17 protein-coding genes and 1 other RNA gene are annotated in these 18953 nt (G+C 70.2%); 10 read left to right on the forward strand and 8 right to left on the reverse strand.

Annotated elements, in window-relative coordinates:
* Positions 1 to 52: 52 nt before the first annotated feature.
* Positions 53 to 931, reverse strand: a complete 879-nt coding sequence (locus D7316_RS00820; protein ID WP_124706619.1) for an aldo/keto reductase — start codon at positions 929 to 931, stop codon at positions 53 to 55.
* 47 nt (positions 932 to 978) lie between these two features.
* Positions 979 to 1992: an alpha/beta hydrolase family esterase gene (locus D7316_RS00825; protein ID WP_232016709.1), complete on the reverse strand. Its 1014-nt coding sequence runs from the start codon at positions 1990 to 1992 to the stop codon at positions 979 to 981.
* A gap of 175 nt (positions 1993 to 2167) precedes the next feature.
* Between D7316_RS00825 and D7316_RS00830 the strand changes: the two genes are divergently transcribed.
* Both D7316_RS00830 and D7316_RS00835 read left to right on the forward strand, forming a co-directional pair.
* Complete coding sequence (locus D7316_RS00830) at positions 2168 to 3430, forward strand: family 1 glycosylhydrolase (RefSeq protein ID WP_124711016.1); 1263 nt, start codon at positions 2168 to 2170, stop codon at positions 3428 to 3430.
* A gap of 67 nt (positions 3431 to 3497) precedes the next feature.
* Positions 3498 to 4322: a maleylpyruvate isomerase family mycothiol-dependent enzyme gene (locus D7316_RS00835; protein ID WP_124706620.1), complete on the forward strand. Its 825-nt coding sequence runs from the start codon at positions 3498 to 3500 to the stop codon at positions 4320 to 4322.
* A 27-nt stretch (positions 4323 to 4349) separates the two neighbouring features.
* Here D7316_RS00835 and D7316_RS00840 read toward each other — a convergent pair whose 3' ends face one another.
* Together D7316_RS00840 and D7316_RS00845 are read right to left on the reverse strand one after the other, a co-directional pair.
* Positions 4350 to 6224 carry a protein kinase domain-containing protein gene (locus D7316_RS00840; protein WP_124706621.1) on the reverse strand — a complete coding sequence of 625 codons (1875 nt, stop codon included), beginning with the start codon at positions 6222 to 6224 and terminating at the stop codon, positions 4350 to 4352.
* Between the two features lie 262 nt (positions 6225 to 6486).
* Complete coding sequence (locus D7316_RS00845) at positions 6487 to 7299, reverse strand: spermidine synthase (RefSeq protein ID WP_124706622.1); 813 nt, start codon at positions 7297 to 7299, stop codon at positions 6487 to 6489.
* A gap of 73 nt (positions 7300 to 7372) precedes the next feature.
* On the opposite strand from D7316_RS00845, the gene D7316_RS00850 reads away from it, so the two are divergent.
* The gene (locus tag D7316_RS00850) at positions 7373 to 8350 is read left to right on the forward strand and encodes a cobalamin biosynthesis protein (protein ID WP_408609955.1); all 978 of its coding nucleotides are present in this window, start codon (positions 7373 to 7375) and stop codon (positions 8348 to 8350) included.
* On the opposite strand, the gene D7316_RS00855 is transcribed toward D7316_RS00850, so the two are convergent.
* Positions 8328 to 9284, reverse strand: a complete 957-nt coding sequence (locus D7316_RS00855) for an SURF1 family cytochrome oxidase biogenesis protein (protein ID WP_124706623.1) — start codon at positions 9282 to 9284, stop codon at positions 8328 to 8330. The genes D7316_RS00850 and D7316_RS00855 overlap by 23 nt on opposite strands.
* 80 nt (positions 9285 to 9364) lie before the next feature.
* On the opposite strand from D7316_RS00855, the gene D7316_RS00860 reads away from it, so the two are divergent.
* Positions 9365 to 10366 carry a zinc-binding metallopeptidase family protein gene (locus D7316_RS00860; RefSeq protein ID WP_124706624.1) on the forward strand — a complete coding sequence of 334 codons (1002 nt, stop codon included), beginning with the start codon at positions 9365 to 9367 and terminating at the stop codon, positions 10364 to 10366.
* Positions 10367 to 10378: 12 nt separating this feature from the next.
* Here the strand turns inward: D7316_RS00860 and D7316_RS00865 are convergent, their stop codons facing one another.
* On the reverse strand, positions 10379 to 10858 hold the full coding sequence (locus tag D7316_RS00865; protein ID WP_124706625.1) for a low molecular weight protein-tyrosine-phosphatase: 480 nt from the start codon (positions 10856 to 10858) through the stop codon (positions 10379 to 10381).
* Positions 10851 to 11558, reverse strand: a complete 708-nt coding sequence (locus D7316_RS00870) for an HAD hydrolase-like protein (protein ID WP_124706626.1) — start codon at positions 11556 to 11558, stop codon at positions 10851 to 10853. The genes D7316_RS00865 and D7316_RS00870 overlap by 8 nt, the downstream gene beginning before the upstream one ends.
* Before the next feature lie 39 nt (positions 11559 to 11597).
* On the opposite strand from D7316_RS00870, the gene cobC reads away from it, so the two are divergent.
* The 6 genes from cobC to D7316_RS00900 all read left to right on the forward strand — a co-directional run bounded on the left by cobC (position 11598) and on the right by D7316_RS00900 (position 17409).
* Positions 11598 to 12653 carry an Rv2231c family pyridoxal phosphate-dependent protein CobC gene (cobC, locus tag D7316_RS00875; protein ID WP_124706627.1) on the forward strand — a complete coding sequence of 352 codons (1056 nt, stop codon included), beginning with the start codon at positions 11598 to 11600 and terminating at the stop codon, positions 12651 to 12653.
* Positions 12650 to 13813, forward strand: coding sequence for a Nif3-like dinuclear metal center hexameric protein (locus tag D7316_RS00880; protein ID WP_124706628.1), 1164 nt, complete (start codon positions 12650 to 12652; stop codon positions 13811 to 13813). The genes cobC and D7316_RS00880 overlap by 4 nt, the downstream gene beginning before the upstream one ends.
* Before the next feature lie 167 nt (positions 13814 to 13980).
* Complete coding sequence (locus D7316_RS00885) at positions 13981 to 14718, forward strand: zinc ribbon domain-containing protein (protein WP_124706629.1); 738 nt, start codon at positions 13981 to 13983, stop codon at positions 14716 to 14718.
* The gene (locus tag D7316_RS00890; protein ID WP_124706630.1) at positions 14718 to 15386 is read left to right on the forward strand and encodes a bifunctional RNase H/acid phosphatase; all 669 of its coding nucleotides are present in this window, start codon (positions 14718 to 14720) and stop codon (positions 15384 to 15386) included. The genes D7316_RS00885 and D7316_RS00890 overlap by 1 nt, the downstream gene beginning before the upstream one ends.
* A 52-nt stretch (positions 15387 to 15438) precedes the next feature.
* An RNA gene (gene rnpB, locus D7316_RS00895) (RNase P RNA component class A) lies at positions 15439 to 15887 on the forward strand.
* Positions 15888 to 15903: 16 nt separating this feature from the next.
* The gene (locus D7316_RS00900) at positions 15904 to 17409 is read left to right on the forward strand and encodes an RNB domain-containing ribonuclease (protein WP_124706631.1); all 1506 of its coding nucleotides are present in this window, start codon (positions 15904 to 15906) and stop codon (positions 17407 to 17409) included.
* 45 nt (positions 17410 to 17454) lie between these two features.
* Here D7316_RS00900 and D7316_RS00905 read toward each other — a convergent pair whose 3' ends face one another.
* Positions 17455 to 18951, reverse strand: coding sequence for a CYTH and CHAD domain-containing protein (locus D7316_RS00905; RefSeq protein WP_124706632.1), 1497 nt, complete (start codon positions 18949 to 18951; stop codon positions 17455 to 17457).
* Between the last annotated feature and the right edge of the window lie 2 nt (positions 18952 to 18953).

Consider the following 18953-nt stretch of genomic DNA (forward strand, 5'->3'; position numbering starts at 1 on the left):
GCCTTTTGCGGACAATTGGTGACCGCAATGGACACGACGGCGCGCGAAGACGTCAGTCGGGTGCGCCCAGATTCAGATCGTCGGGATGTGCTCCGACCCGATCTCCGGTGTCGAGGGTCGCGATCGCGTCCATGTCGGCGGCGTTCAACTCGAAGTCGAGGACGTCGATGTTCTGCGCGATCCGATCGTCGTGCACCGACTTGGGGATGACGATCACCCCGTTCTGCAGGTGCCAGCGGATCATGACCTGCGCGGTCGAACGTCCGTGGCGTTCGGCGATGCCGGTCAGCGTCGGGTCCGTGATCAAGGTGTTGGGCGTCGAATCCGAGCCCCAGCCCGCGCCACTGCCGCCCAGCGGACTCCACGCCTCGACGGCGATCCCACGATCGGCGCAGAAGGACCGCAGCGCATGTTGCGCGAGACGGGGGTGCAGTTCGATCTGATTGACCGCGGGAGCCCGGCCGGTGGCGTCGATGATCGCGTCCAGGTGATGCGGCTCGAAGTTCGAGACACCGATCGACGTGGCCTTGCCGACCTCCTGGATCTCGATCAGTGCCTGCCAGGTCTCGACCATCCGCGCGGTGTCCTGCAGCGGCCAGTGGATCAGGTAGAGGTCGACGTGATCGAGGCCGAGGCGGGCCAGGCTCGCGTCGATCGCCGCCAGTGCGCGATCGCGACCGTGGTCGGCGTTCCACAGTTTGGTGGTGACGAACACGTCGGACCGATCGATGCCGGAGGCGGCGATGCCTCGGCCCACCGCCGCTTCGTTCCCGTACGCGGCAGCCGTGTCGACGTGCCGGTAGCCGGCGGTGCCGACCGCGAAACGGACCGCGCGCTCGGTGTCGGAGTCGTCCGCCTGCCAGACGCCCAGCCCGAGCTGCGGGATCAGCGCGCCGGTGGAGAGCTCGATGGTCGGGAGATCAGTACTCATTCCTCCAGGCTAATGCCCGGTGTCGGCCGCGGGTCGGGTCCGGCTGATCACGACGAGCCGAGTCGGGGAGCAGTGCGGAAGAACTGCCAGATCAGCTCGGTGGCCGAGATCGTGTCGCTGATGCTGCCGGCCGCGCGGTTGCCGGTCGAGCCGGGCCACCGGTGGGAACCGCCACGGATGCGGTAGTGCACCACCGGATGGCCGGTGCCGCGGCACAGGGGCCAGGTGACGGTGTCGACCACCTGATTCACCGGCAGGATGACCGGCGCGTCGACGCAGCCGGCTCGGTCGACCCAACGCTGCAGCCACGCCGACGACGAGAGATACCGTTCGCCGTACCGGGTGCCGCCGTCGTAGCCGATGACGCGGTCCGCGGTCCCGTGGAAGTCGATGAGCGAGATCGGTGGACCGTGCCCACAGCCGGTGGCGGAGCGGCTGTAGACGGCCGCGCTGACGGTGGCGAAACCGGCGAACCCGGCCGGCATCCGGCAGGCCAGCAGGGCGACCATGCCGCCGCCGTTGGAACGTCCGACGGCGTAGGTGCGGGCGCGGTCGACACAGGCGGTCGCGGCCATCGCGCGCAGGATCGCCCGGGTGAACGCGACGTCGTCGGCCCGCGGCGACGAATAAGGCGCGCCCTGCCACGAGAAACGGTGATCGGTGCCGCGCAACCCGTCGGGATAGACGACGACCGCGGGCAGCGCCGACAGTCCGGTGTATCGCTCGAACGTCGCGCCTCGCTCGGCATGCCCGTGAAAGGCCAGGATCATCGGGACCCGCTGGCGGCCGGTGTAGGTACGTGGGACGTGGACGCGGTACGTCCGTACCAGTCCGTTGACCGTGACCGACCGGGTGATCGTCGCGCCCGGTCGCATCGACGGTCCGCCGCACGTGCTCGCCGACCGGGCCGCATCGTGGGGCGCCGGAGCCGGCGCAGCCGAGGCCACCCCGGTGAGGCTGCCGGCGACGATCGCGCCGACGACGAGGACTGCGCACCCGATGAGAGTGCGAACTCGGGGTCGGCGGCGGGCGCGAGATGCCTCGGTGCGGCGGTCGGACACCCGGACAGAGTAGTGCGTTGAGGACCTGCCGAGTGGGCGAAGTCGGCGCGGCGGTGAAACGCGCTCCGCCGTGGACGCGATCTGACATCCTTTCCCCGTGCACTCCTCCGCCGTGTTGCCCGGACGTCGTCGTCGCGGGCGGGCCGTCATCGTCGGTCTGCTGTCGTCGGTGCTCATGATCACCGCCGGTGTGTTCGCTCCGGTGACCTCGGCGACGCCGGCGAGAGGCCTCGCGCCGCTGCCGGCCGACTTCGCGTGGGGCGTCGCGTCATCCGGATTCCAGAGCGAGGGCTCGTCGCCGGACAGCAACTGGCTGCGGCACGTCCGCGCCGGGCGCACACACGACCGGATCGGTGGCTCGGTCGACTTCCGGCACCGCTACCGTCAGGATGTGGCGCTGGCCGCGTCGCTGGGTGTGAAGGTCTATCGCGTCGGGGTCGAATGGGCGCGGATCGAGCCGCGCCCGGGTGTGGTCGACCGCGCCGAACTCGCGTACTACGACGATCTGATGGCCGCGATCGTCGCCGCCGGGATGCGGCCGATGATCACGTTGGACCACTGGGTCTATCCCGGCTGGGTCGCCGACCGTGGCGGATGGGCGAGTCCTTCGACACCCGCGCTGTGGTTGCGCAACGCACGTCGGGTCGTCGACCGGTATGCACACCTGCACCCGCTCTGGATCACCGTCAACGAACCCGCCGCCTATGTGATGAACGAGATCAAGATCGGCGCGATCGCTCCCGGCGAGGTCCCCGCGATGGTCGATCGGCTCGTCGCCGTGCATCGCGAGATCTACCGGCACATCCACCGCCGCGATCCCGCCGCGATGGTGTCCTCGAACGTCGCCTACATCCCGACCGTGGAACCGGTGCTCGACACCGCTTTCGTGGACCGCGTCGCCGACAGCCTCGACTTCATCGGCCTCGATTACTACTACTCGATCTCGCCCGCGAACACCGATGCGTGGCATGCGATCACCGACGAACTGTGGCTCGCGCCGGTGGCGGCCGACGGTCTGTATCACGCACTGCGCGACTATGCGCGGCGGTACCCGTCGAAGCCGTTGTACGTCGTCGAGTCCGGAATGCCGACGCGCGACGGCGCCCCACGCGCCGACGGATACCGGCGCGGCGACCATCTCCGAGACCTCGTCTACTGGATCCAGAGGGCCCGGGGCGACGGGGTCGACGTGATCGGGTACAACTATTGGAGCCTCACCGACAATTTCGAATGGGGAAGCTACACACCGAGATTCGGACTGTACACGGTGGACGTCCGCAAGGATCCGTCGCTGACCCGACGCCCGACGGACGCGGTCGCGGCCTACCGTCGGATCACCGCCGACAACGGCGTGCCGGGTGCGTACCGGCCGACCCGTCCGGCCGAGACCTGTTCGCTGGTGGCCGGACTGTCGAGTTGTGTCGACCCCGTCCGATGACCCCGTCCGATGAGCCCGACGGCCACAGCCCACGTGCCGTCCGAACCAGAATCGAAGGAGACCGGCCGTGGCCAAGAACCTGCTACCCGTCGAACCCGTCGTCAGCGCTCTGACCGCGCAATGGGCGAGCATCGACGCGCTCGTGTCCGCGCTGCCGGACGATCGGTGGGCGGCGTCCTCGATCCTGCCCGGGTGGACGGTCGCCGACATCGTCGCGCACGTGATCGGCACGGAGAGCTTTCTCGAGGGACGCGACGTCACGGCCGGTCGTGACGTCGCCGCGCTCGATCATGTCCGCAACCCGATCGGTGAACTCAACGAGCGGTGGATCGATCACCACCGCGCCGCTTCCCGCGACGAGGTGATGGCCGCCTACCGCGAGATCATCGCCGTGCGGCGGGAATCGCTGTCGCGGATGAGTCAGGACGACTTCGACGCGGACACGGTGACACCCGCCGGGCCGGACACCTACGGCAGGTTCATGCGCATCCGCTGCTTCGACTGCTGGATGCACGAGATCGACATCCGCGACAGCACCGACGGCTCGGTGCCCATCGACCCCGGTCCCGCCGATCTGGCGCTGGCCGAGCTCGCCGCGTCGTTGCCGTTCGTCGTGGGCAAGCGGGCCGGCACGCCGAAGGGGACGTCGGTGCTCATCCGGATCGGCGGCGTGGCGCCCCGGGACGTACGGATCGCGGTCGAGGATCGCGCATCGGCGGTCGATGCCTTCCCCGGCGGCGACGATGCCGCGGATGTGACCCTGACCCTCGACACCGTCGACCTGGCCCGGCTCGCGGGCGGCCGAAGCACCGCCGATCCCGCGCGGGTGACCATCGACGGTGACCGCGAGATCGGCACCGCGATCGTCGGCAACCTGAACTACGTCATCTGACCGGCCGGCTCGCGATCGCCGGTGCGGTCATGGCGTGGCGGTCGCCCGGGCGATGACCACCTGCACCTTCGGCCGGCCGTACTCGCCGCCCGGCTGATCCGGCACCCACCCGCCTGCGGCGATCGCGTCGAGCACCGACAGCCCGGCCGCGTCGACCGTTCCCACGACGGTGAAGTCCGGCGGCAGCAGGGTGTCACGGGCGACCATGAAGAAGGTCGCCGCTCCCGTCCCGAGCGTCTTGTCGCCACTCCGGTTGGCCTTCACGGTGTTCGACATGCCGACCGTGCCGCGCGGGTAGACCACCTCCCGGGTGCCGTCGGACTCGGTGGCGCCGGCCGGACCCACGGCGAGGTCGGTGGGGAGTTCATCGGGGCTCGCCCAGCCGGGGTTGGCGTCCTGCCGACCGGTCGGTGAGCCGCACAACAGCACATTCGCGCCGATCAGCCGATGACACGTCGTGTTGTCGTAGAACGCGCCCCGGACCAGCGACACCATCGCACCGACGTTGCACGGGGCGTCGGTGCGATCGAGGGTCAGCCCGATGACGCCCTGATTGGTGTCGAGGCGTACGTCGACGGTTCCCGTGGACGGCTGTCGCGGGTCCGGTTGTGGTGCGGTGGGGCCGACCGCGGGTGTGGTGCGGTAGTCGCAGTCGACGGTGGCCACGGCCGGCGTGCTCGCGGTACTGGTGACCGGGCCGGGCGGGTCCGCCGATCCGCGGGTGAGCACCACGATCCCGATGACCGCGACGATCGCGACCACCGAGGCGACCGCGGCGACGATGCCCCATGTCCGGCCACGGTTCGCGTTCGGGGGTGGCGGGCCCGGCGACCACGGCGCGCCGTAACCGGGCGGTCCGGGAGGCCGGCCCGGAGGAGGTGCACCGAATCCGCCCGGCATCGGCGCGGGTCCGCCGGTGGGCGCGGAGACGGTGTGCCATGTCGGTCCGGACGATGTCGCGGGTCCGGAGGTGTGCGGACCGACCGGTCCGGAGACCGCGGGCCCCGTGTGGGCGGGTCCCGAGACCGACGGCCCGGTGGGACCCGATGGGCCCGGTCCCGGTGGCGCGGCGATCGGGCGGTGCGGTGCGGGCGCGGTGGCGACGGCCGCCGCGGCTGCGCGTGCCAGATCCCGGGCGGTCGGCGGACGCAGGGCGGGGTCCTTGGCCATCCCGCGCGCGATGACCTCATCGAACGAGTTCCCCAGCGTCGGTGGTGGTTTGACGAGGTGTGCCGACATCAGCGCCTGCATGCTCGCGGTTCCGAAAGGTTGCGCGCCGGTGAGGCATTCGTACAGCACGCAGGTCAGCGCGTAGATGTCCGCCGGCGGGCCGACCGGGCCGTCGCCGAATCGCTCGGGCGCCATGTAGGCCACCGACCCCAGCGCGGATCCGGCCACCGTGTGGTGACTGTCGGTGGCGCCGTGCGCGATACCGAAGTCGACGAGGTAGGCGAAGTCGTCGCCGTCGACCAGGATGTTGTCGGGCTTGATGTCCCGATGGACCAGACCACTGCGGTGTGCGGCGTCGAGCGCGCTGGCCACCTGGCCGACGATGAACACCGCCCGGTCCGGCGCGAGAGGGCCGTCGCGCAACTCCTTGCGGAGGTCCCGTCCGTTCACCAGGCGCATGTCCAGATAGAGCAGGCCGTCGATCTCGCCGAAGTCGTGGATCGGGATGATGTGCGGTTCGGACAACCGGGCCGCCGTGCGGGATTCGCGCAGGAACCTCTCCCGGAACGCCTCGTCGTGAACCAGGTGTGGCGACAACAACTTCAGCGCGACCTCCCGGTCGCGCACGGTGTCGAACGCGCGGTAGACCTCGCCCATCCCGCCTCGGCCGAGCAGCGTGCCGATCCGGTAATGGCCGAGCACGGTCCCGGTTCGTGACGACTGCCCGGTCACGGCGCCTCCACTCTCGACATGATCGTTCGTTCTCCCCACCGGTGCTGTCGGCTCACCCTATCGGCAGCGGCCCGACGAAGGCGGTGATGTCCCGCGTCCGCGCGGGCCGCGGGCCGGGAAACGTCGAATGTCTGTGCGAGAAATGATTCACCCGCTGAATCGCGGAGTTCACTCGGGGAAACCCGGTGTCATCTGTCCGGATGACCACGGGAACGTAAGTGCAGGTGGCGGTTACACCATCCGAACGATCGGTCCGGACGCCTTACCCGGGTGCGTCGTCGTGGGTGACGACACCGGATCCGAAGTCGCGTGCGCGCCTGCCCGTCAGTATCTGGGCCGGCTGCGGGTCGCTGAGCAGTGTCCGCACGAGCGCGGGCGAATCCTCGATCGGCGTGTCCGCGGCGACGAGCACGATGTTGCCGGTGCGTCGACCCTTCAGCATCGCGGCGTCGGCGACGAGCGCCACATGCGCGAAAACCGCTGCGGCCGTCGTCACCTCGGCGCGTGCGAGTGCCAGGTCCCGATTGTCGCCGCAGTTGGCCAGATAGAGCCCGCCGGGCGCGAGAACACGGTGGACCGCGGTCAGGAACTCGTGGGTGGTCAGGTGACGGGGCGTGCGGGCCGCGACGAACGCGTCCCGGATGACGACGTCGCGTGTCTGCTCGGTCAGTGTGGTGACGACCTCACGGGCATCGCCGACCCGGATGCGCAACAGGGGTGCACGCGGCAGGTCGAACCACTCGCGGGCCAATCGTGCGAGTTCGCCATCGATCTCGACCGCGACCTGGCGGGACGCCGGATACCGGGCGGCGAGGTAGCGGGGCAGGGCGCACGCGGCGGCGCCGAGGTGCAGGACGCGCAGCGGGCCGTCGCCGTCGTACCGGCTCGCGATGACGGCGGCCATCTGCCGCATGTACTCGAAATCGAGGATCGTCGGATCGGGATGGATGTGGGAGCTCTGCGCCCCGTTGATCGTCACCAGCCAGCCACCGGTGAGCGTGTCCCGCGTCAGCTCGGCGACGCCGGTGTCGATCGGGTGTCTGCCGGGGACGGGTTCGGGGCGGGATCTGGCCATCGCGCTGAGTCTATGTGCCCGGCGTCTATGTGCCCGGCGTCGCCGGACTGCGCCGCGTCGATACGATCGGCCGGTGCCCGCACGTATCCGCCGCCCCCGACGTGTTACGCGAGACCGGCGTCGTCGGACCGCGGTCGCGATCGGACTGCTCGTCGGGTTCGCCGCTGACCGGCGCATCGGCGATCCGCAGCGATATCACCCGGTGGCGGGGATCGGTCGGGTGGCCGGAGCGCTGGAGGGTCCGCTCCACCGGGACTCGCGGCCGGCCGGCGTCGCGTTCGCGGGGCTGTGTGTGGGTGCGGCGTGGTCGGTCGGGGCCCTCGCCGCCCGTGTCCCCACGGCTCCGGCGGTGGCCGTTCTCACCGGTGTGACCACGTGGTCCGTGCTCGGTGGGACGTCGCTCGCCCGGATCGGTGCGGCGATGGCCGATGCGCTCGACGACGACGACATCGAGGCCGCCAGAGCCCTCGTGCCCAGTCTGTGCGGCCGCGACCCGCAGGCCCTCGACGCCGACGGGATCGTCCGCGCGGCGCTCGAATCCCTCGCCGAGAACACCTCCGACGCGACGGTGGCACCTCTCTTCTGGGGTGGGGTGGCGGGCGTGCCCGGCCTCCTCGCGTACCGCACCGTCAACACCCTGGACGCGATGGTCGGTTACCGCAACGACCGGTATCGACGGTTCGGCTGGGCCGCAGCCCGTCTCGACGACGTCGCGAATCTGATCCCGGCGCGGCTGACCGGGCTGCTGGTGGTGCTGCTCGGTGGCGACCGCGGGCAGGCGATGGCTGCCTGGCGCCGTGACGCGCACCGTCATCCGAGCCCCAACGCGGGGGTGGTCGAGGCGACGTTCGCCGGTGCGCTGGGCGTCACGCTGGGTGGTCGCACGGAGTATCCACACGGCGTCGAGGACCGGCCGCTGTTGGGAGCTGGTCCGGCGCCGACGACCGGCGATCTGCGGGCCGCGGTGACGGTGTCCCGGTGGGTGCAGACGGGCGCCGCGCTCATGGCGGCGGCGGTGGCCGCCGGACTCAGCCGCCGTAGCGCTCGCTGAGTTTCGCCCGGACGTCGGCGGCGGTGGCCCCGGCTTCCGGGCCGCTGCCGATCTGACCGCGTTGCCGCGTGCCGGTCGCGGTCCCGGCCTGTTGCAGATCGGCACGGACACGATCGCGGCGGTTCCGCGGGCCGGACTCCGCTGGTGTGTCCGGCGTCCCGCCGGCGTCCGGGGATCCCGCGGCGGCGGCCGCACGCGCGGCGCGGCGTTGCCGGATCTCGGAGACCAGGAAGTAGCCGGCACCGAGGGGGGCCATGATGCCGAAGGCAAGCCACTGCAGACCGTAGGAGAGGTAGGGCCCCGATTCGAGCTGGGGGAGCGGGATCTCGCCGAGGGACCCCGGCTGATCGGGCGACAACTGCAGGTAGAACGGGTCGAGGGTGGTGCGGATCGCGGTACCGACCTCGGCCGGATCGATCGTGTAGACGGCCAGACTGCCAGCCTCCGTGTGGGCACCGCGTCCGGGCGAGGTGCCCTCGCTCTTCCGGATGCGGGCGGCGATGGTGGTCTCCCCGGTCGGCGCAGCCGGGACCTCGGGGAGTGCGCCCTGTTCGGGTCGCACGAAGCCGCGGTCCACGAGCAACACGCGCGAGCCGTCGCCGACGGCGAACGGCGTGAGGACCTCGATGGCCGGGCGTTCGTCGACCGAGCGGAGGCGCACCAGGACCTCTTTGTCGGTGAGGTAGCGGCCGGTGAGGGTCACCTCGCGCCATTCGGTCGAGGGGGCGAACGCCGCGCCGGGCCGGGCCACGTCGGCGAGATCGACCGCATCGGTGGACATGGCCGACTTGATGAGGTCGTTGCGTTCCTCGGTCGCGGTGTTCTTGCCCAACTGCCAGGGGGCCAGGAGCGTGAAGCACATCGCGGCGAAGGCGACGACGACCACGCCCAGGGCGATCCACCCGGGGCGCAGGAACGTCCGCAGCATGTGCACACCCCAACGGTACCCAGGCCCGCGTCGCCGGTGTACCCGGCTGTCATCCGCTGCGCCGAACGCAGGGTAGCGTTTGGCCGATGCGCGATTTCCTCTGCCGCGAGTGCGGTCAGCGACTGTCCTTCGAGAACAGTCTGTGCCTGCACTGCAAGAGCGCGTTGGGATTCTGGCCTCCCACCCGGACCATCTACGTTCTCGACGACAAGGGTCGCGCCGAAGTCGACGGCACGCTTCTCGAACGCTGTGCGAACAACAAAGTAGCCCAATGCAATTGGCTGGTCGCGTGGACCGGTGTGCCGACGCTGTGCGCATCGTGCGCATTGACCAGGACCCGTCCGGCGGACGCGGACACGGTCGCCATGGCCGAGTACGGGCGGGCCGAGACGGCCAAGCGCCGTCTGGTCCTCGAACTCTGTGAGTTGGGTCTGCCCATCACCGGCCGAGGCGAGGATCCGGTGGCGGGCCTCGCCTTCGACCTGTTGTCGAGTTCACAGTCGCCCGTCGTGACAGGCCACGACAACGGGCTGATCACGCTGGACCTCGCGGAAGGCGACGATGTGCACCGCGAGCAGATGCGCGTCGAACTCGACGAGCCGTACCGCACGGTACTCGGGCACTTCCGGCACGAGATCGGGCACTACTACCAACTGGTGTTGGTCGACGCGGCGGCCCGACCGGCGTTCGAGGAACTGTTCGGTGACCCCGACGACGACTATCAGGCCGCGCTGGATCGGCACTACTCCCAGGGCGCCCCGGCCGGCTGGAAACAGAACTACGTGTCGTCCTACGCGACCATGCATCCGGCCGAGGACTTCGCCGAGACGTTCGCGCACTACCTCCACATCCGCGACACCCTGGACACCGCGGCGGCGTTCGCGATGGCACCGGCGGGCTCGACCCTCGACGGCGTGCTGCCCGGCGACGTCGGTTTCGATCAGCTCGTCGACCGGTGGCTGCCCCTCACCTGGGCGCTCAACCAGATCAACCGGTCGATGGGGCACAGCGACCTCTATCCGTTCGTCCTGCCGCGTCGTGTCCTGGACAAGATCAGGTTCGTCCACAACCTGGTGCGGCCCGGCTGACCGGGACGAGGGTCAGTTGCCCTCGAGTGTGGCGTGTACCCACGCGAGGAGGCCGGGGACCGCGCGTTCGATCTGTTCGCGCGTGACGGCGAAATCCTCGCTGGTGCCGTAATACGGGTCGTTGAGGTCGAGATCGTCCGGACCGGCATCGGGGTCGAAGCTGCGCAGCAGCCGCACGCGATCGCCCAGACGCTTGCGTTCGAGCTCGCGGACGTGGCCCGCGTCCATCGCCACCAGCAGATCGGCGTCGAAATCGGCGGGTGAGAGTTGCGCGGCCACATGCGCATCGGAGTATCCGTGTGCCAGCAACTCGGTTCGCGCACGATTGTCGGCCGGTTCCCCGTTGTGCCAGCCGTTCGTGCCGCTGCTGGTCACCCGGACCTGTCCGGCCAGCCCGGCGTCGGCGAGCGCCGAGCGGAAGATGTTCTGTGCCATGGGCGACCGGCAGATGTTGCCGGTGCACACAAAGCACACGTGTAGTTGCTCAGACACCCAGTACCTCGCGCAGATCTGCGATGGACCCGACCGACCATGCGGCCAGGCCGTCCTCCCCACCCAGAGCGTAGCCCCAACCGACCAGGATCGCTGGTATGCCGAATCGGGCCGCGCCCTCGACGTCGTGAGCGCGGTCACCGATCATCACCACGGGGGCGCCGGCCACACGTGTCGCGGCATCGGCCGCGATCCCGAGCTGCTCGAGGGCATGGCCGATCACGTCCGACTTGGCGCGGCGGGTGCCATCGTCGCTGGCGCCCGCGATGACGCGAAAATGCTGGGCCAGCCCGAAATGGTCGAGGATCGCGCGGGCGGTGTTCTCGTTCTTCGACGTCGCCACCGCCAACGTGCGGCCCGACGACGCCAGGTCGGCGAGGACCGAGCCCATGCCGTCGAACACCGAGTTCTCCAGCCAGCCGACGTCGGTGTAGCGCTCGCGGTAGGCGCGCATCGCGGTGTCGGCGGTGTCCTGATCGAGCCCCATCGCGGTGAGGGTGTCGATCATCGGGGGTCCGGCGATGCCGGCGACGAGTTCCGGTGCCGGCTCGGGAGCGCCGACGGCGGCCAGGGCATGGCGAAAGCTGTTGGCGATTCCGGCGAAACTGTCGGTGATGGTGCCGTCGAGATCTACCAGCAGGATGGTCGACGGGTCGGCCGGGTCGGGACGGGATGACGTGAGATCGGCGGATTCAGACATGTCGGTCACTGCTCCATCGTGCACGTAGGCTGGTGATTTATGACATCGGGGTTGTTTGCGCGTGATCGCCACGGTGATGTCGACGCCGAACCGGGCCTGGTCGACTTCGCCGTCAATGTGCGCCGGGGTCCGCCCGCATTTGTCCGCGACGCGCTCGCGGCACGGCTCGACGACCTGGCGCGCTACCCGTCTCGGGCCGACGAGCAGGGTGCGATCGCGACGGTGGCCGACGCACACGGCCGGAGTGTGGAGGAGGTGCTGCTGCTCGCCGGTGCCGCCGAGGGATTCGAGCTGTTGCCACGACTCGCGCCCCGCCACGCCGCGCTGATCCAGCCGTCCTTCAGCGAGCCCGAGCTCGCCCTCCGCGCGGCCGGCGTGCCGATCACCGACGTCGTCCTGCCACCGCCGTGGCGGTTGACACCCGAGGCGGTGCCCGACGACGCCGATCTAGTGGTGCTCGGCAATCCGACCAATCCGACGTCGGTTCTGCATCCCGCCGCCGGTGTCGAGGGGCTGCGACGTCCCGGCCGGATTGTCTTCGTCGACGAGGCGTTCGCCGACATCACCATCGACCCGCTGTCGGGTCGCCATGAGCCGGCTTCGCTCGCGTCGGCCGGGTACGACGACGTCGTCGTGATCCGCAGCGTGACAAAGACCTTCGGTCTCGCCGGACTCCGGGCCGGTTATCTGCTGGCGCACCCCGACATCGTCAGGAGGCTGAGTGTCGGGCGGCGACCGTGGCCACTCGGGACACTTGCGCTGACGGCCCTGACCGAATGTGTCGGGCCGGCCGGACAACGGTATGCGCAGACGCAGGCGCGGCAGATCGCGGCCGATCGTGCGGACATGGTCGCGCAATTGGCCGATGCGGGCATCGAGGTGTGTGTGGACCCGCAGGCGTCGTATGTGCTCATCGCCCTGCCGGATGCGGTGGGGGTCAAGGAGCGGTTGCGTGAGCGGGGATTCGCCGTGCGCAGCGCGGCCAACTTCGTCGGCCTCGACAGCCGCCACCTTCGACTCGCGGTGCGGGAACCGGCGACCACGCGCAGCGTGATCTCGGCGATTGCGGCGGTCCGGGAGGAGATCGGGGTATGAGCGGGCCGAATACAACCGGCGCCGGGAGCGGAGCGAGCGGGCCGAATGTGGCCGGCGCCGAGGTGATCGCGATCCTCGACGACGCCTATCCGCGGCGTTTGGCTGAGCCGTGGGATTCCGTCGGCCCGGTCTGCGGGGATCCGCTGGAGCGGGTGGGATCGGTGCTCGTGTGCGTCGACGTCACCGACGATGTGGTCGACGCTGCGGTGGCGATGGGTGCGCAGATGATCGTGGCGCATCATCCGTTGTTGTTGCGCGGGGTGGATTCGGTGGCCGCCGATACGGCCAAGGGTCGTGTCGTCCATCGGTTGATCCGATCGGGTGTCGCGTTGTTCACCGCGCATACGAACGCGGACAGTGCGCGCCCGGGGGTGTCGGATGCCTTGGCGGACGTCCTCGACGTCGTCGACACGGTGCCGATCGACCCGAGACCTCGTGCTCCGATGGACAAGTGGGTCGTGATGGTGCCGGAGGGCAACGCCGAACAGGTGACCGAGGCGATGTTCGCGGCGGGTGCCGGTGCGATCGGGGAGTATCGCGACTGTTCGTGGTCGGTCGTCGGGACCGGCCAGTTCGAGGCGCAGGCGGCCGCCGATCCGGCGATCGGGATGATCGGGGAGCGGACCCGGGTCGACGAGGATCGGGTGGAGATGGTTGCGGCCCGTGGTCTGCGGCGTGCCGTCCTCGACGCGCTGCGCGGGGCGCACCCATACGAGGAACCCGCGTTCGACATCCTCGAATTGGCCGATGTGGCAAGCGACGTCGGACTGGGGCGGATCGGGCGACCGGCCCGGCCCGTGACGGTCGGGGAGTTCGCCGACCTCGTCCGGGACCGGCTGCACAGCCCGTCCGGGGTTCGGATGGCGGGCGATCCGGACGCGCCCGTCGAGTCGGTGGCGGTGTGCGGCGGCGCCGGTGATTCGCTGCTCGATGCGGTGACGGCGGCCGGCGCGGACGTCTTCGTGACCGGCGACCTGCGACATCACCCGGCCGACGAGAGTCGTCGTCGGGGCGGGCCCGCGCTGGTCGATGCCGGACACTGGGCGACCGAGTTCCCGTGGTGTGGTCAGGTCGCCCGGGTGCTGGTGGATGCGCTCGGCATCGCCGTTGCGGTCCACCGGGTGCCGACCGATCCGTTCCGCCTCGTCGGCCGGCCCTGAGCGCCGCGGCCGGGCGCGCTCGGGGGACGCGTACCGTATGGGGAACCTGCCGCCGGGGCACCCGATGTGGAGCCGCGGCGGACTGAACGGGGACCTGAGAACAGCACAGAGGATGAGGCAGTGGTGACGACAGAGCAGCATGCGCGCAGACGGCGGAGGTGGACATCGTGAAGGTCGATGCCGGGATACAGCGACAACTTCTCGATCTCGCCGATGCCGATGCCGAACTGGCCCGGCTCGACCACCGCCGGACCCATCTGCCGGAGGATGCGGAGCTCGCCGGACTCGACGAGCGTGTCGAGGCGGCACGCAACGATCTGGTCCGCGCCGAGATCTCGGCGGAAGATCTCACCCGCGAGTACCGCCGGATCGACAGCGAGGTCACCGGGATGGCGTCGCGCGAGGCCAAGGATTCGGCCCTGTTGACCGCGGGCGGTCTTGCGCCGAAGGCGTTGTCCGAACTCCAGCACGAACTGACGGGACTCGCTCGACGTCGTTCCGGCCTCGAGGACGACCTGCTCGGCGTGATGGAGCAGCAGGAGGCGGTGACCGCCGAGCAGCAGCGTGCGGCCGCCACCATCGAGCATCTGAACGGCGAGGTCGAGAAGACCCGGGAGCGGCGCACGGGGGTCCTGTCGGAGATCGACAGCGATCAGTCGAGGGCGGCGCAGCGGCGGGAGACCCTGGCTGCCGAGATCCCGGCGGATCTGCTCGCGATCTACGACCGGCAGCGAGCGTCCGGTCGGATCGGTGCCGGCCTGCTGCGGGCCCGGCGATGCGGCGCCTGCCGGATGGAACTCGATCGTGGCACCATCGCGGCGATCGCGGCGAAGACGTCCGACGAGGTCGTCCGATGCGAGGAGTGCGGGGCGATCCTGGTCCGGACGGTGGAGTCGGGGCTCTGATGGCCACCGCGGTCGCCGGCGCCGGCGCGGCGCCGACCTGGCAGGGGCAACGTGCGGAGCCGACCCGGATTCTGCTGCTGCGGCACGGACAGACGGAATTGTCGGTGCAACGCCGATATTCCGGGCGCGGCAATCCGGAGTTGACCGAACTCGGTCTGCAGCAGGCCGAATCGGCCGCGGCGCGACTCGGCGTGGTTGCCGACATCGCGGCCGTGGTGTCCTCGCCGCTGGCCCGTGCGCGGACGACCGCGCAGGCGGTGGCCGACCGGCTCGGGCTCGATGTGGGGATCGATGACGGGTTCATCGAGACGGATTTCGGTGCGTGGGAAGGGCTCACGTTCACCGAGGCGTCCGGGCGTGATCCCGACCTGCACGCTCGATGGTTGTCCGACACCGACGTCGAGGCGCCCGGCGGGGAGAGTTTCGCCCAGGTCGCCGTACGGGTGACCGCGGCCAAAAACGCTCTGCTCCATCGCTATCCGGGGCAGACGGTGCTCGTCGTCTCCCATGTGACACCGATCAAGTCCTTGTTGCGCGAAGCGCTGGGCACCGGCCCGGAACTGTTGTTCCGGCTGCACCTCGACCTGGCGTCGCTGTCCATCGCCGAGTTCTACCCGGACGGCGGCTCCGTGGTGAGACTCGTCAACGACACCGGGCACCTGTCCTGACCAGTGCGCATGCGCGACCGCGTCGGCGGTCGGGCTATCCTGTGTGGGCGAACGAGTCGGCCGGGCGGCCGCGGGGCGCGGAACGGCCCGGTCACCGGGTGCGCCGTGCACCGAGGAAAGTCCGGACTCCACAGAGCAGGGTGGTTGTCAACGGCAACCCGGGGTGACCCGCGGGACAGTGCCACAGAGAACAGACCGCCGCCGGGATCGGCCCCATGTGGGTCGCTCGGCGGTAAGGGTGAAACGGTGCGGTAAGAGCGCACCAGCGACGCGGGTGACCGCGACGGCTAGGTAAACCCCACCCGGAGCAAGGCCGAAGCTCGCACCACGGGGTGACCCGTGGGTGCGGGTGCGCGGGTGTTCGAGGGCTGCTCGCCCGAGCCCGCGGGTGGGCCGCTCGAGGTACCCGGCGACGGTGTGCCCAGATGGATGGTCGCCGCCGGTCTCACGGTGTGAACCGTGGGGCAGGCACAGGATCCGGCTTACACGCCGGCTCGTTCGCCTTACAGTCGGTGGTGTGCAGCGCATCCTGTCGGCTCCAGACCTCGACTTCGACGCGGTCCGTACCGAACTCGGCATCAGCGAGGACTACGGCGCGGCCGCGCAGGACGAGGCCGATCATCCCGCCGACCGATGGTCCGCCGATCGTGAGGATCGAACCGACCTGCCGTTCGTCACCATCGACCCGCCCACGTCGATGGACCTGGACCAGGCCGTGCACATCGTGGCCGACGGCGATGGATTCCTGGTGAACTATGCGATCGCCGATGTGGCGGCGCTGGTGGAGCCCGAGCGTGCGCTCGATCAGGAGAGTCGCCGTCGTGGCGCGACCTTCTATTTCCCGGACCGGTCGGTCCCGTTGCATCCACGGTCGCTGTCCGAGGGCGCCGGATCGCTGCTGCCGGACCAGACGCGGCCCTGCGTGCTGTGGACGATCCGTGTCGGATCGGATGGTGCGCCGGTCGAGGTCGCGGTGCGCCGGGCGACGATCCGTTCGGTGGCCAAGCTGGACTATGCCGCCGTGACCGAGGATGCCGCCGCGCGACGGCTGCATCCGTCGATCGCCGCGCTGCCCGCATTCGGCGCGCTCCGGCAGCGGGTCGCACTCGCTCGCGGTGCCGTCGAGCTCGATCTGCCCGACCAGGAGGTGGTGCGCGACGACGGCCGGTGGACGCTGCGACTGGCGCCGCACACCGAGGCCGACATGTGGAACTCGCAGTTGTCGCTGTTGACCGGGATGTGCGCGGGACAGATCATGGCGGACGCCGGTGTCGGCCTGCTGCGCACGCTGCCGCCGGCCGATCCACGGGCGGTGGCGGCGTTGCGGGCGGCCGCGGTCTCGTTGGGTGTGCGTTGGCCGGACGGCGTCTCGGTGGGCGAGTTCCTCGCCGGGTTGCCGAAGGACGATCCGGCGACCGTGGCCCTGATGTCCGCCGGCGCGGGTCTGATGCGAGGTGCGGACTATCTGGTCCTCGACCACCCGGACCGCGGTGACCTGGTCGGCGGCGACCCGGACCGCGGCGACCCGGCCCTCGGCGACGTGGTCCTCACCAGCAACGACGGTCGGCCGTCGCCGGACCGCATGCGGCACGCCGCGATCGCCGGCCTGTACGCACACGTGACCGCACCCCTGCGCCGGCTCGGCGACCGGTTCGCCACCGAGGTGTGCCTCGCGGTGACATCCGGACAGCCCGTGCCGGACTGGGTGTCGCGCGCTCTGCCCACCCTGCCGAAGCTGTTGCGCTCGGCGGATGCCCTGGCGGCGACGGCCGATCGGGTGAGCATCGACCTGACCGAGGCGGTCCTGCTGGCGAGTCGGGTGGGTGAGACGTTCGAGGCGGTCGTCCTGCACGCCGCCACCGAACACCGTCCGGCTCAGGTGTTCCTCACCGACGTCGCGGTGATCGCACCGTGCGAGGGCGACCCGCTGCCGGGGCAGCGTCTCGCGGTGACCCTCGAGGTCGCCGACCCCTCGTCGCGCACGGTGCGGTTCGTTCCCGCGGACCGGCCGCGGACTCCGTAGCGCCGTGATCGCGATCGGGCACCGACGGTCGGTGCGGCAGGCCCGTCAGAGGTCCTTGGCGACGCGGCGATAGGTCGCGATCGCGCGCTCGATGTCGGCTTCCTGACGTGCATCGATCCGACCGAGCACGAACATGTCCGCGGCCGAGACCGTACCGGACGCGGCGATCTCGGCCAGCCGATGCCGGTTGATCTGGGCGTCGTTGACGTCGCCGAGCGCCGACTGGATGGCCTTGGCGACCTTGGCCACCTTCCGGTACCGCTTGCGCGCCAGCGGCTCGGCGGCGTCGGTGCTGTAGCGCAGGCGCTTCGCCTTCTTCCGGATCGTGTGCATCTGCTCGGTCCACTCCGCCGAACCCTCGGTGAGGGTCGACAGGGTCGACTGGGCCTTGCGGATGCTCTTGCGGCTCTTGGCGATCGCCTTGTCCACGGCGACGACGGCGTCGAGGTCGGCGTCCGGCCCGGGTGGGGGAGACGCGATCATCTCGTCGATGGCGTCGAGCAGGGCGAAGTAGCGGTCGGAGTTCATCGCGGCATGCGCGGCCCTGATCGCGCGATCGTGGATCGCGGTCTCGGCGCCGGCGAGTGCGGCGATCAACTCCGGCGACGCGTTCTCCGCGCGGAGCAGTGAATCGTCGATGGCCAGTTGGACTTCGGAGTCCCGCGCGTCCCCGAGAATTCTTGCGAGCAGCTGCAATTCGGTGCTGAGGTGTGCGGTTCGGGTGGCATCGAGCACGCTCGGGAAACCGGAGAACACGCTGCGCAGACGTCGGCACGCCACCCGCATCTGGTGCACCGCGTCGTCGGCGTCGACCCGGACGAGCGGGTCGTAGCTGATCAACGAGTTGCGGTGGATGGCGATGTCGGTGATCACGAGTTCGAGCGCAGTCGGCCGCTTGCCGAGATGCGGTTCGGACACCGATGGGGTGGACCCGATCGCACGGGCGAGTTTGGACGCCGAGGACGCCGTGCGGCCGCCGCCGGCGCGGAGCAACTTCTCCGCGGCCTTCAGCAGCCGCGGATGTGCCTCGGTACCGAGGAGTTCGAACTCCCACTCCGCCCACTCCTGGAAATGTCCACCGGGCAGGAGGGATTGGGCGGTGACGAGGTCTTCGGCGAACTCGGCGACAGGGCGGCCGTCGGCGCCGAGCAGCGTGGTGATGGTCCGGGTCGTGGACACCGCGGCCACCGGGATGAGCTTGCGCGTGCGGGTCAGTGCGACGACGGGCGTGATGAGGTCGTCGGGTACGTCACCGTCGGCGGGTGCGTCGTCGAAGCGGACCTGGAGTTCGCGCCGGGCACCGGCGATCCCGGTCGGCTGCTTGAGGTGCCATCCCGAGTCGTGGCCGCCGGTGCGGCGTCGCATGGTGATGCGGTTGCCGGCGAGATCGAGGTTCTCGGTGTCGAAGTAGGTGGCGTCGAGGTTGACCGTCTCGGGGGCGGCGGCGCCGACGACACCGGGCAGTACGCGGAGATCCGGGGCCGTGTGACCCGCGTCGACATCGAACTTCAGTTCCACTTCGACCTGCTCGACTGCGGCCACCC

The sequence above is a fragment of the Gordonia insulae genome (assembly GCF_003855095.1).
GTDB lineage: Bacteria > Actinomycetota > Actinomycetes > Mycobacteriales > Mycobacteriaceae > Gordonia > Gordonia insulae.